This is a genomic window from Moorena sp. SIOASIH (assembly GCF_010671925.1).
Taxonomy (GTDB): domain Bacteria; phylum Cyanobacteriota; class Cyanobacteriia; order Cyanobacteriales; family Coleofasciculaceae; genus Moorena.
Map to the genome: position 1 here is coordinate 1,446,881 of NZ_JAAHIH010000003.1, position 11,856 is coordinate 1,458,736.

General features: G+C 44.9%; 14 protein-coding genes. 5 read left to right on the forward strand and 9 right to left on the reverse strand.

Annotated features, from left to right (window positions below):
• Positions 1-85: 85 nt before the first annotated feature.
• The 7 genes from F6J90_RS21260 to F6J90_RS21290 form a co-directional block, all read right to left on the reverse strand.
• Positions 86-232, reverse strand: a complete 147-nt coding sequence (locus F6J90_RS21260) for a hypothetical protein (protein ID WP_293097754.1) — start codon at positions 230-232, stop codon at positions 86-88.
• Positions 229-1,938 (reverse strand): ATP-binding protein, encoded by a 1,710-nt coding sequence (locus tag F6J90_RS21265; protein WP_293097756.1) that lies wholly within the window; start codon positions 1,936-1,938, stop codon positions 229-231. Before F6J90_RS21265 ends, F6J90_RS21260 begins: the two co-directional genes overlap by 4 nt.
• Before the next feature lie 308 nt (positions 1,939-2,246).
• Positions 2,247-3,038 (reverse strand): glutathione S-transferase family protein, encoded by a 792-nt coding sequence (locus F6J90_RS21270; protein ID WP_293097758.1) that lies wholly within the window; start codon positions 3,036-3,038, stop codon positions 2,247-2,249.
• A gap of 49 nt (positions 3,039-3,087) precedes the next feature.
• Positions 3,088-3,291, reverse strand: coding sequence for a hypothetical protein (locus F6J90_RS21275; protein ID WP_293097760.1), 204 nt, complete (start codon positions 3,289-3,291; stop codon positions 3,088-3,090).
• A 77-nt stretch (positions 3,292-3,368) separates the two neighbouring features.
• Positions 3,369-4,124: an MBL fold metallo-hydrolase gene (locus F6J90_RS21280; RefSeq protein WP_293097762.1), complete on the reverse strand. Its 756-nt coding sequence runs from the start codon at positions 4,122-4,124 to the stop codon at positions 3,369-3,371.
• 219 nt (positions 4,125-4,343) lie between these two features.
• Positions 4,344-4,946, reverse strand: coding sequence for a Uma2 family endonuclease (locus F6J90_RS21285; protein WP_293097765.1), 603 nt, complete (start codon positions 4,944-4,946; stop codon positions 4,344-4,346).
• Between the two features lie 637 nt (positions 4,947-5,583).
• Positions 5,584-5,802: a hypothetical protein gene (locus F6J90_RS21290; RefSeq protein ID WP_293097767.1), complete on the reverse strand. Its 219-nt coding sequence runs from the start codon at positions 5,800-5,802 to the stop codon at positions 5,584-5,586.
• Positions 5,803-5,991: 189 nt separating this feature from the next.
• Between F6J90_RS21290 and F6J90_RS21295 the strand changes: the two genes are divergently transcribed.
• The 3 genes from F6J90_RS21295 (at position 5,992) to F6J90_RS21305 (ending at position 6,671) form a co-directional block, all read left to right on the forward strand.
• On the forward strand, positions 5,992-6,141 hold the full coding sequence (locus tag F6J90_RS21295) for a hypothetical protein (RefSeq protein ID WP_293097770.1): 150 nt from the start codon (positions 5,992-5,994) through the stop codon (positions 6,139-6,141).
• Positions 6,142-6,155: 14 nt separating this feature from the next.
• Positions 6,156-6,479: a DUF433 domain-containing protein gene (locus F6J90_RS21300; RefSeq protein WP_293097772.1), complete on the forward strand. Its 324-nt coding sequence runs from the start codon at positions 6,156-6,158 to the stop codon at positions 6,477-6,479.
• Positions 6,480-6,548: 69 nt separating this feature from the next.
• Positions 6,549-6,671 carry a hypothetical protein gene (locus F6J90_RS21305; protein WP_293097774.1) on the forward strand — a complete coding sequence of 41 codons (123 nt, stop codon included), beginning with the start codon at positions 6,549-6,551 and terminating at the stop codon, positions 6,669-6,671.
• Here the strand turns inward: F6J90_RS21305 and F6J90_RS21310 are convergent.
• Both F6J90_RS21310 and F6J90_RS21315 read right to left on the reverse strand, forming a co-directional pair.
• Entirely contained in the window at positions 6,641-8,854 is a 2,214-nt protein-coding gene (locus F6J90_RS21310) for an O-linked N-acetylglucosamine transferase, SPINDLY family protein (protein ID WP_293097776.1), read from the reverse strand. The two genes, F6J90_RS21305 and F6J90_RS21310, sit on opposite strands and share 31 nt — an antisense overlap.
• Positions 8,855-9,137: 283 nt before the next feature.
• Positions 9,138-9,716 carry a type IV pilin-like G/H family protein gene (locus F6J90_RS21315; protein ID WP_293097778.1) on the reverse strand — a complete coding sequence of 193 codons (579 nt, stop codon included), beginning with the start codon at positions 9,714-9,716 and terminating at the stop codon, positions 9,138-9,140.
• Positions 9,717-10,549: 833 nt separating this feature from the next.
• Between F6J90_RS21315 and F6J90_RS21320 the strand changes: the two genes are divergently transcribed.
• Positions 10,550-10,702 carry a hypothetical protein gene (locus F6J90_RS21320; RefSeq protein WP_293097780.1) on the forward strand — a complete coding sequence of 51 codons (153 nt, stop codon included), beginning with the start codon at positions 10,550-10,552 and terminating at the stop codon, positions 10,700-10,702.
• Positions 10,703-10,936: 234 nt separating this feature from the next.
• Positions 10,937-11,743 carry a Uma2 family endonuclease gene (locus F6J90_RS21325; RefSeq protein WP_293097783.1) on the forward strand — a complete coding sequence of 269 codons (807 nt, stop codon included), beginning with the start codon at positions 10,937-10,939 and terminating at the stop codon, positions 11,741-11,743.
• Positions 11,744-11,856: the final 113 nt, after the last annotated feature.

The window sequence follows — 11,856 nt, forward strand, 5'->3', positions numbered from 1 at the left end:
TTAGCTATGAGCTATCAGCATATGGGCTACGCGCACGCTACACCGAACAGCTTATGGGTCACACAGGCTAGAAGCCTGTGCCACGCTAGTTGAGGTGCCACGCTAGTTGAGGTGCCACGCTAGTTGAGGTGCCAAAGGCCAACGGCTGACCACTGACCGCTGACCACTGACCACTGACCACTGACCACTGACCACTGACCACTGATAGCTGACCACTGATAGCTGATCTCAAAACCCTATATCTTCCCTAGCTAATTGGGCGGCTAAAAATACCTCTTGATCGGACTTTTCTTGCCAATCTAGCTCCCCAATTTCCTGATAAAATTGTTGATCGTAAGCACGAGTTTTGACTACGACTGGCATTGGTACTGCATGTCCTAAAATTAAGGCTTGTTGTTTAGAATCTAACTTAGCTAATACCGAACGCAAACTTTGGCCACCAGACACCCCAGTAAAAATTGCTTCAATATCTTTATCATCATTTAGTAAACAAGTAATCCGAGTTCCAATTTGAGACATGACTTCGTTATCAATTCCAGAAGGACGCTGGTCTACGACTAACAAGGTCACAAAATACTTGCGCATTTCACGGGCAATAATCCCAAAAATTGTTTGACGTACTGTGGCTGGATCTAGGAAACGGTGGGCTTCTTCAATGGTAATCACTAGGGGACGAGGGCGATCGCTGGCATTTTTTGACTGCAAAAATATCTCGGCTTTTCTGACATAACTGCTATGAATACGACGGGTAATTAAATTAGTAGCTAACATATAGGAGAGCATGTTGGATTGGGAACCGAATTCTACGACAACATGCTTCCCGGCATCGAGAGATTCTAAAATTCGCTTGACATAATTATGGGGACAAGCACTACGGATATATTTTAATTCATCCAATCGGCTTAATTTGCGCTGTAATGCCATAATTGAGGACTTGTTGCCTCGTTTGACTTCGCAAAATTCCTGGATTTCTTCATTGGTCATGGAGAGCAGTTGCACAATCCAGGATTTGCCAAATTCATTGCGTAAAATAATGGCATTTTCTAGACTAGCTTCAGAAAGGTTTAACTCTCCTCGGACTAGGTTGATATCTTCTACTTCAATCTGGTCATAACTCAGATAAAGCTCTTGGGCATCCCGAATCCCTCGTCGTCTGGTGGATTCTGGGTCGAGGGTATAAACCTGTACCTGGGATGGAAAAAGCTGGCGCAACCCTTTGACTGTACTAAATTGTTTCCCTTCCGATACGGCTTCCCAGCCATATTCCGAGTGCATATCAAAAATTAAATTTACTGCTGCTTGCCTACGGATAATCCCAGATAGCAGTAGCCGAGTTAGAAAGGATTTACCGGTGCCAGATTTACCAAAAACCCCGTTACTCCGTTCCACAAACCGATCCAAGTCAATGCATATGGGGACTTCCATGTCAAGGGGTTGACCAACGGAAAAATTCCGGCGACGGGGGTCATCTTCTGAGCCAAAGACTGCCCGAAAATCCCGTTCACTAGCATCGTAGACTTGAGAAAAGTGGCTGGGAATTGTTTTTACTGGTAACAATTCCATCTCTTCGCTACTTTGAGCTTGAAAGGAGCCTAAGGGACTTTTTCCATTTAGTTCCACTGGCGGTTGTGACTGGGACTTTTGTGGCGTAAACATTAGCATCGGGGTTAAATTAATCGTACCGTAGGTGCCACTACCTGCGAGTACATCCCGTAGAAAGTCATCATTGGGATTAGGAGGATTAACCAGAATCCGCTGACTGGAGGTTCCCAAAGACACATCGGTTAGCATACAGAAGAAACGCGATCGCATTCCCTGAACCACCAGAAATTTCCCCACCCGCATATCTTCTACAGAGACATCGGGGTGTAATCGCACTTCCAATCCAGCAGACAGAGAGCCTTGAATAACTGAACCTAAAGGTTGACTTAAATCCATTACCATAATTCTAGGACTATTGCAATCCTAAATCATCTGGGTTATAGGGAGTAGGGAGTAGGGAGTAGGGAGTAGGGAGTAGGGTGCGTAGGGTGCGTAGGGTGCGTAGGGTGCGTTAGGGGTGGGATTGCCATCATATTCAAGGTCCAGCGCCAGTAGCCCCGTAACGCACCACTTTTCTAGGCAATAGGCAAGCTAGCAAGCTAGTCCGCCCCGTAACGCACCATCGGGTCAAACTTACCGCTGACCGCTGACCGCTGACGGCTATCAGCTAAAGGCTGACCACTGACCGCTGACGGTAAATCTGATTAATCAATCTCAATTGATGTGGGTTGAGAATCACTGGGATTATCGGAAACTAAAGGTTTGCGATAATCAGCATAGATGCGATCGCGCCAAGCAAAAAAGGTTTCGTAGAGGTTACTATCGGCAAAGCCAGGAATCCCTTGACCTTGATATTGCTGGGGAATATCGAGATAATTCCCATCGGGGAATTTCAGGAGCAGACTTAAACCGGCTACGGCAAAATCTGCTAAGCAAGGGGAGTTGCTGACTAGATAAGGACTATCCAGGAGTAAAAGACTCAAGGCTTCTAGGTCTTGCTTGAGACCATCTTTGGCTTCCTTGACGGCATCAGTGCCAAAACCGACACCAAACCCTAGAATATCTAAAAATTCCGAGGGTACGGAACCAACTACTGTTTTGAGCACATCAGGGGTTTGGTTCGGTAAGACCGATTTGCGGAAGTCGGGATTTTGGCTCAATGCACCATAGACCACTTTCCGGCTCTTGGTACCAATGGATTCATCTGCCCATTCTTCCATCAGTAAGCAGAGTCCTCGTTCTTTGGGATCGCTGGGGATGATGGGTTTGTCGGGATATTTGCGATCCAAATACATTGCGATCGCAGTGGAATCACTAATCACGGTATCCCCATCTTTTAGCACTGGTACCTTACTTTGACCAGACAGTTGGAATAGTTCTAACTGTCCTACTCCTGGGGTTACCTCAATTTTGCGATAGTCCAGCTCTTTGTAATCCAGAATCAGTCGTACTTTCTCTGAGTATTGGGACAGTTCAAATTGATACAACTCCAGCATTTTGGATCTCCTAGCTGTTGATGTGGGACACTATGCTACTGTAGCGTTTTCAGATGAAGAGGCAAGGGGAGGGTGTGGGGTGTGGGGTGTGGGGTGTGGGGTGTGGGGAATAGGCAAGAGGCAAGAGGAAATAGGCAATAGGCAAGCTAGCAATAGGCAATATCAGCCTGATAATCTTGTTTTCGTGAATTGTTCTCTCTTCTGAGAAGTGTCCCAAAGTTAACTGCTTTGAAATGTGTGTTATTGCAGTCAAAGTAAAGGTTAAGACATCTTTGTGTTCCCTGTTGCCTGTTGCCTGTTGCCTGTTGCCTAAAGCCCTTGCGCGTAGCGCTATAACTCCAACGAAACCCCTAGTTTGGGAGTGATGACTTTAGTGGGCAGGTTGTGCTGGAGGAGTTGCGATCGCAATTCTTCGAGACTCCCCACTTCCCGCAGCACGGAAGCCAAAACCCCTTGATACTCTACAATTTCATCGGCTGCTGTGGGCAGAAATACTTGGGGTTGTAACCATTGCGCCAACTGCAGTGCTGTCTTATGGCCTTGAATGACTGGCCCTGCTAGGGGTAATTCTAAGGTGACGACTGGGCTAATCACGATATTTACTGGGGCATAATCCTTGACTTCAGCAGGGGGATAGCCATGAGGTTCGTAGTAAAGACTGGTACCACTATCTAACTGCTTGATCAAATAGGCATTTTCCTGCTGGAATGGACCAATGGGTGCTCCTGGCAAGGCTCGGATTTCTATGTGATTCCCCAACGCAACGGTTTCACCAGGAGTAAGGGGGGTTACCTGGGTATAACCTAGCTGTTTGACTACCTTTGCCGCACTAGTAGAGGCCACCACTGGAATAGTTTTGTCTAATTTTTCCAAGGTTGGGGTATGGGCGTGGTCCTCTAAGCCTTGGGAGAGCAAAATTAGGTCAATTTTATCCGGAATGCTGTTAAGTGCTTCCGGTTTGTCCCCTTTAAAGAACCAAGGTAGATTGCCAAAGACCAATGAACCCACTAACCAGGGGTCAATCAAAATCCGTTGCTCTGGGAGTTCCAGTAGCCAGCTGTTTGCGCCGAAATGGGTGAGATACATACTTGAGAATGTAGAATGTAGAATGTAGAATTAAGAATGGAGAATGGAGAATTTAGAATTTAGAATGGAGAATTTAGAATTGGGAATGTAGGATGTAGGATGTAGGATGTAGACTTTAGAAGTCTGCCTTCACCATTCACTATTCTAACTCAATTCACGATTCACGATTCACGATTCACCATTCTTCATTCTCAATTCTTCATTCTTCATTCTTCATTCTTAATTCTTAATTCTTAATTCTTCATCCTCTTCAAAATTAACTCCTTCGTAAATATCGCTAAAAGTAATTTTAAAATCGATAGTACTTAATTCCAAAATTCCATTTTTTGCGGTTTGCTCAGTGAGTAACCATTGTCCTGCACTGGTTTTGGTATGTTGAATAACATGATATCTGGCTTGGTCTATCAATATATATTCTTTGAATTGGGGAATTGAGCGATAGTATAGAAACTTCTCTCCTTGGTCATAGTTTCTAGTAGATTTGGATAATACTTCAACAATTAGCAAGGGATTCATCACAGTTGTTTTCCCTTTGCCGGTATAGATGGGTTTCCCCTGAATTACCATGATATCAGGATAGGTATACTGGCGATAATCAGGTATCCACAATCGGACATCACCGATATAAATATCGTATGCTTGCCCTTTTAAGGCAAACTTCAAGTTAGCTGCAAAATTCAGAGCAATTTTATTATGATTTGTAGTGCCTCCAGCCATCGGTACAATTTCTCCATCCCGATATTCACTTTTATAATCAGCAGCTTCTTCTAGTTCTAAATACTCGGTTGGTGTGTAGTAGCGTGTTTTGTCTTGTAATAGCATAGTCCTTTCCTTTGAGAATTAAGAATGGAGAATTAAGAATGTAGAATTAAGAATGGAGAATTAAGAATGTAGAATTAAGAATGTAGAATTAAGAATGAAGAATGGTGAATTGGAAATTATGCCTTCTGCCTTCTGCCTTCTGCGTTCTTAGAGGAGATCTGAAAAGTTTTTTGATACTGAATTTTGCCCCCCTAGCCCCCCAATTCTGGGGGGAACAAGAATCAATTTGCTGGTAAAAGCCCCCCGCCCCCCTAACCTTTCAAGGGTATGTTTTTTACAAAGACGTCAGGTGTGGGGTGTGGGGCGTGGGGTGTGGGGTGTGGGGGATAAGAAAATATACTTAATTTGTCGTTAAAAATCATCATTTGTTCGTTGTTTTTCTTTTCCTCTCCCTCTGGCTTGTCCTATGTTTTACCCAAATGTAAAAAACCTACCCCTGTGAGGCCCCCCTAACCCCCCAATTCTGGGGGGAAGAGCGCGGATGCTTCGCTTTTTGACAGATGGGGACCAACGGGGGCTTAGATGTAGCAAATGAGACTTCTCAGACAACCTCTTAATTCTCCATTCTTCATTCTACATTCTGAATTCTACATTCTTCATTCTCCATTCTTAATTCTACATTCTACATTCTTAATTCTCAATTCTCCATTCTGAATTCTACATTCTTCATTTCCTCCATAGGAGGATCGCCTACATCAAAAACAATGATGAATTCAGCATCAGGCATTAGTCGTTTCAGGGCTTTTAAATGCCCCTCCGCATCAGAACGATTGCGGAACCGACCAACAACAACTCGCTGCATTTTTGGTAACAGGCGAACGATTGCCCACGGGTGTAGGCGATGATAATAAGTCATAATGTAGAGTGTCTCCTTTCATGGGGGGAACCTAGAGCCAGCCTAGGCTTGTAGACGTAAGTAGGCTGGCCCTTCCCGTGGACGTTTACCATCCACTTTTTCAGTATATCACAAAAATCATTATATTATAACATATTTTGAAAATTTTTGTAAATAATTCTTGAGAGAGCAGGGAGTAGGGAGTAGGGTGTGGGGAGATGGGGAGATGGGGAGATGGGGAGATGGGAGTCAGATCAGTTTTGCCTATTGCCTATTGCCTATTGCCTATTGCCTATTGCCTATTGCCTCTTGCCTATTGCCTCTTGCCTTTTGCTTATAATTAATACGATTACCTTTTAATAAAAATCAGACAAATGTCTATCCAACAAATAACTACAGAATATATTGCTATAAATCCTGACTATTGTTATGGTAAACCCCGCATCGCTGGGACAATAATGCCTGTTGCTGCCATTGCCGAAATGTATTTGGATATGAAACAATCTGTAGAAGAAATTGCTCAGAAGTATGATCTTTCCTTAGCCCAGGTTCATGGGGCAATGGCATACTATTTTGAGCATTGGGAAGACATTGACCGTCACACCATTGAAACGGATCGACTGGTTGAAGAAATAAAGGTAAATAATCCTACTTCAAAGTTTCAGCAAAAATGGAGACAAATCACGGGTGAAAGATAAGGGACTTGCGTTTAAAAAAAATACCAATTAAAGTAGGGTGGGCAAAGTAATATTATCTAGAAGACTCATTTGAACGAAACTGTTTTTGCCCACCCTACAAGCTCTATCTCCCACACACCCCACACCCCACACCCCACACCCCACACCCTACTCCCTACTCCCTACTCCCTACTCCGCCACATTTCCAAATAAGCCTTTTCCATTTCCCTAGTAAACTCCTTACCATTCCACAACGGAGCAGTTTGTCGAGATTGTCGCAGTTTCCAGGAAATCTGTTGTCTCAGAGCAGGGTCTTTACCTAAGCGAATCCCCCACTCGATATACTCATCATCTGTCCAGGCAATGCCTTCCGTGATTCCGGCATTTACCATCATGGTGTAACTGTTGCGAGCAACAAACTGTTCTCCCACTCTGGTGACTAGGGGAATACCCATCCAGAGGGTTTCCAGGGTAGTGGTGGCTCCATTGTAGGGATAGGTATCTAGGACCACATCCGCAATGCCTAAGTTGGCACGATGAACCGCTTCCGTAGGTACTTCTGGTAGAAACCGGAGGCGATCGCACTCTATCCCTTCTTCTTCGGCAATCTGGTTAAAGAAGCGTTTGATCGAGTCTTGGTCAGATTGGCCTTTAATCAAAAAGTAGCTATTGGGGACCGCTTTGATAATTTTCATTTGCAGCCTTGTGGTATCGGGATTGCGCTTGTATCCCTTCTGACTACTGAGATAAATGGTGGCATCGTTGGGAATATCCAGGTGGTTCCGACGTAAGCTAGGTACACCAACTTCAAACCCATCTACAGCAATATAGGTTTGGGGTAAGCGCCAGATTTTCTCGGAATAGTACTCCTGAGCAGAATCCGGTAATACGTAGGGGTCAGCAATCACGTAATCAATGGCAGGTAATCCTGAAGCATCCCACCCTAGCCACGTGACTTGTACTGGTGCCAGTTTCAGAGCCATAACTGCACAGGTGATATCGAGGGTGATGCTATCGAGGTCAACTAAAATATCCAGTTGATCCTGATAAATCTGTTCAGCCGCCTCTAGTATATGAATCCCTAATTTGCGAGGATGGTCTACCTGATTGATATACCACTCTTGGAGGTTATCGTTTACCAGCTTGTAGTTTATAAAATAGCTATAAATTTGAAACCGCTCCCGGTCATGATGCTCAAACAGCCAACGGGCTAGCCAGCCCACGGAATGCCGTCTTAAACAATGACACAGGTATCCAACTTTTAAGGGTCTGGTAGTTTTTCCTCCCTGCTCCCTGCTCCCTGCTCCCTGCTCCCTATTCAGAAATTCTCCATACCAGTCTGCTTTTTCCTTCGTATAAGCCCGAATATTCCTCTGGAACAACTCAGCAATTTGATTCAAAATTGGTCTAAAATGACTAGGCTCGTCCTGAAAATGAGCCAGAGAAAAGAATGGGGTCAGCAGACGCAGAGTCTGAACATCAGACAAGGTGGCTGGTTGTTCCTTAATTAGTGAAACCAGCAGTGATTCTAAGGTTTGGCAAGCCGCAGAAACTTCCTGCCAATAGCCCCCAGCATTCATTATCCCCCGCAGTACTAGGTTAATTCCGGATATTTGGTCTGGTAAGGATTCTGATAAGGAATAGCACAATTTAGCGGTTTCTATGCCCTGGTCATAATTAAAAGCATCTTGATAAAAAGTAGCCAGATGTCGTAGCATTCCTATATGCTCAGGATCTAAGGAGCGATAACATTCCAAAAAACTAGCGGCGATGGTAGGCTGCTTTAACGTATAACCAATTTTCATACAGGCTGACAGTAATGGCCAGAACCAAACCTTAGGATTGGGCAGGTAAGCTAAGCAAGCTTCGGTAAATTCTAGGGAGGCTGGATGCAATGGTTGGGCTTCTAATATCTGCTTCAAAACCTCTTTTAATAACTGGTGATTGCATTCTGGGGTTGGCTGGGTTTGTAGCAGTTCAATTACCCCCAGCTCGGTCAAGTCATCACCCCTAAAGGTTTCTAGCTTGATGCCTAAAGCAATAATTTCCAAGAGATTAGTCAGGTCCGTGGGGCAAATTTCCCGCATATGCTGACGGATTGCCCAGGCTACAGCATAATCGGCTAACCTCTGTCTGCGCTCAGCTTCGGTTTGCAACACCTGGAACAGTTCCTCAGTCCACGTCTCTAATTGGTCTGACTCCGCCTCCGCCATCACCAGCAGCCAAGTGGTTTGCGCTTCTGTTTCTTGACCCTGCAAGAGAAACAGTAACCCTAAATGCCAGTAGTAGGCGATGACATCGGGTTCCCTTTCAATAGCCTGTTCGTATAAGCTTGCGGCTTTACTGTAGTCCCCCTGGATTAGATATTCTTCAGCTTGTTGCTGCCAGTTAGTCATAGTTTTGTGCTAATTAAATCAAACAGATCACCCCATTTTCTAATACTATTCAAAACGTGATTAGGGTAATTGTCCACTTAAGTATTTCCATAAAACAAAGTGGGTAGACTGTGCTACCCACTCTAACTAAATAGATAATTTTAGGTGATTAAAACTGTCGTCACCAAGGTTTTAGCGTAAGTATGAATGACCTTATAAGCTGTTCAGCATTTAGATTGGGATACCTCAATTCCTCAAAAGTAACAGGAAAAAATGAACAGGGAGTAACCAATTTAAATGCACATTAACTTAACTCCTTCCAGCCAGTATCTTTGCATGCGGGATTACCATCCTTAAAGTTGATTCCTACATCTTCACCTGTTTCCTTACCTTTGAATACAGATTTTTCACTTTCACACAATACAGCCAAAGTAGTTGTCTCTTCGGTCTCTGCGATCTCACCTAAGGCGACGACGCCCTGATATGCCTTAAGGGCAGAGTTAGCATCAAGGTTACCATCATCGTCTGTTGGGTCTCCAAAGTGAGCGACGCTTGTTGAGTTCTGACCTCCTTCTACTATGCCGTAACGGTAATTCTCAGTCGCTGTCCTAATGCCAAGACCTAACTGACCAAATTGACTATTGTCAGCAAATTCATTGTTTTCCAAGTAGTAAGCTTGCTGAGATCGATTCATGGAACCAACATAAGTTTTAGCTTCCGACTGCTTGGCTTTATTAGCTTGGTTCAAGAAAGAAGGCAGCGCAATGGCGGATAGAATTCCAATAATGATGATTACAACTAGTAGTTCAATTAGAGTAAAACCTTCGTCTTGCTTTTTCTGGGTCAGGTGCTGAAGGAGTTTAACTTTTAGTTCAGTTTTCATAAGTCTTTCCGGTCGGTGTGGGATGCTGATTTGTTGTCTTCTAGACTTAACTTACCCACTTGTTTTAATTTTCATATCATCTAGGGGAAAAAAAATTTTAGGGAGTCGGGAGTAGGGTGTGGGGTGTGGGGTGTGGGGTGTGGGGAGTAGATGTAGATCTAGATGTAGGGTGGGCAGTGCATCAGCAAGATAATATCAGCAAGCCATAGTCATTGTAAGCACTGCCCACCAGCAAGGGATTAATCAGTTCGCAAATCTGAAATCAACCAGAGATGTAGGGTGGGCAGTGCATCAGCAAGATAATCTCAGGAAGCCATAGTCATTGTAAGCACTGCCCACCAGCAAGGGATTAATCAGCGAGGTTTGAATCAGGATTGCTCTAGTAAGGAACTTGTGGGCAGTGGTGGGCAAAATTTCGAGGATCTAGACTACTGCAAACCACCAAAGTGTTTTTACCCACCCTACAAGCTGACTTCGCGATGAAGCGAACGCGCCCCGCGTGGCCTACGGCCTCAGCTTCCGCTAAAAGCGATCGCAAACCTCAAAATTAATGCGATCGCAAATCTGAAATCAACCAGGTTGATCAAAGATAGCGCTATAATTAAGCCGTCAACCTGCTAACCTTCAGTTGTGGGGATCCCCCTCCCGTCCCCCTTAATAAGGGGGAAGCTAGAGATAAGCTTAATGCGATCGCAAATCTGAAATCAACCAGATGTAGGGTGGGCAGTGCATCAGCAAGATAATCTCAGGAAGCCATAGCTAAAGTAAGCACTGCCCACCAGCAACGGATTTTTCAGCAAGGTTTGAATTAGGATGACTATAGTAAGGAACTTGTGGGCACTGGTGGGCAAAATTTCGATGATCTAGACTACTGCAAACCAGCAAAGTGTTTTTGCCCACCCTACAAGCTGACTGTTCCCTATTCCCTGTTCCCTATTCCCTGTTCCCTTGTAAGATGTAGGGTGGGCAGTGAATCAGCAAGATAATATCAGCAAGCCATAGTCATTGTAAGCACTGCCCACCAGCAACGGATTTTTCAGCAAGGTTTGAATTAGGATGACTATAGTAAGGAACTTGTGGGCACTGGTGGGCAAAATTTCGATGATCTAGACTACTGCAAACCACCAAAGTGTTTTTGCCCACCCTACAAGCTGACTGTTCCCTATTCCCTGTTCCCTATTCCCTTGTAAGTTCCCGTAAATTCTCAACACCTTCGAGCTATGGTTCACTCCAACACCACCATCGACGAACAACTCCGCCCTTTTCCAGACCATACCCAATTGCCAGAATCTGATGGAACCTTTGTGAAAAATTTTCAGGAACATCCCCAAAGCATTCTTCTGACTGACTCCATCGAGCCGGTCTTGCAAGAGCTTCACCCGGACAATCACTATGCCATCGGTCAAGATTCTGGGATTTACTGGCGAGAGACCACTCCCCCTGAAAAAGGTGCAGAAGCCCCGGATTGGTTTTATGTGCCTGACGTGCCGCCCCGACTGGATGGCCAGATTAGACGCTCTTATGTACTATGGCGGGAATATATCACACCTCTGATTGCCCTAGAGTTTGCATCAGGTACGGGTGCGGAAGAACGGGATCGGACACCGTTACAAGCAGTAGATGGCACTGTTCAAAAACCAGGGAAATTCTGGGTATACGAAAAAATTATTCGCATTCCCTATTACGGCATCTTTATGATCAATACGGGGGAGTTGGAAGTGTACCACTGGGAAGATGGCACCTATGAGCGCCTGAGTCCCAACGAGCGCAACCACTATCCCATTAATCGCATGAATGTAGAACTAGGGGTGTGGCAAGGCACATATCTGGGTCTAGCTGAACAACCTTGGTTGCGATGGTGGGATCGAGAGGGAAATTTACTACTGACTGGTAAAGAGCGGGCAGCCTACGCGGAGGACCAAGCCCAGCAGGAGCAACAAAAGCGGCAACAGTTGGTAACACAATTGAAGGCTCTTAGTCCGGAACAACTTCAGGAACTAGGAATTGATGCGGGACTTTTGGAGTAGGGAATAGGGAGTAGGGAGTCGGGAGTAGGGAGTAGGGAGTAGGGAGTAGGGAGTCGGGAGTAGGGAGTAGGGAGTAGGGAGTAGGGAGTCGGGAGTAGGGAGTAGGGAGTAGA

What these genes read in the sequence shown, in the direction of transcription:
- F6J90_RS21265 (WP_293097756.1), bottom strand. Translation starts at nt 1,938, where the DNA reads ATGGATTTAAGTCAACCTTTAGGTTCAGTTATTCAAGGCTCTCTGTCT.
- F6J90_RS21270 (WP_293097758.1), bottom strand. Translation starts at nt 3,038, where the DNA reads ATGCTGGAGTTGTATCAATTTGAACTGTCCCAATACTCAGAGAAAGTA.
- F6J90_RS21280 (WP_293097762.1), bottom strand. Translation starts at nt 4,124, where the DNA reads ATGTATCTCACCCATTTCGGCGCAAACAGCTGGCTACTGGAACTCCCA.
- F6J90_RS21285 (WP_293097765.1), bottom strand. Translation starts at nt 4,946, where the DNA reads ATGCTATTACAAGACAAAACACGCTACTACACACCAACCGAGTATTTA.
- F6J90_RS21290 (WP_293097767.1), bottom strand. Translation starts at nt 5,802, where the DNA reads ATGACTTATTATCATCGCCTACACCCGTGGGCAATCGTTCGCCTGTTA.
- F6J90_RS21300 (WP_293097772.1), top strand. Translation starts at nt 6,156, where the DNA reads ATGTCTATCCAACAAATAACTACAGAATATATTGCTATAAATCCTGAC.
- F6J90_RS21310 (WP_293097776.1), bottom strand. Translation starts at nt 8,854, where the DNA reads ATGACTAACTGGCAGCAACAAGCTGAAGAATATCTAATCCAGGGGGAC.
- F6J90_RS21315 (WP_293097778.1), bottom strand. Translation starts at nt 9,716, where the DNA reads ATGAAAACTGAACTAAAAGTTAAACTCCTTCAGCACCTGACCCAGAAA.
- F6J90_RS21325 (WP_293097783.1), top strand. Translation starts at nt 10,937, where the DNA reads ATGGTTCACTCCAACACCACCATCGACGAACAACTCCGCCCTTTTCCA.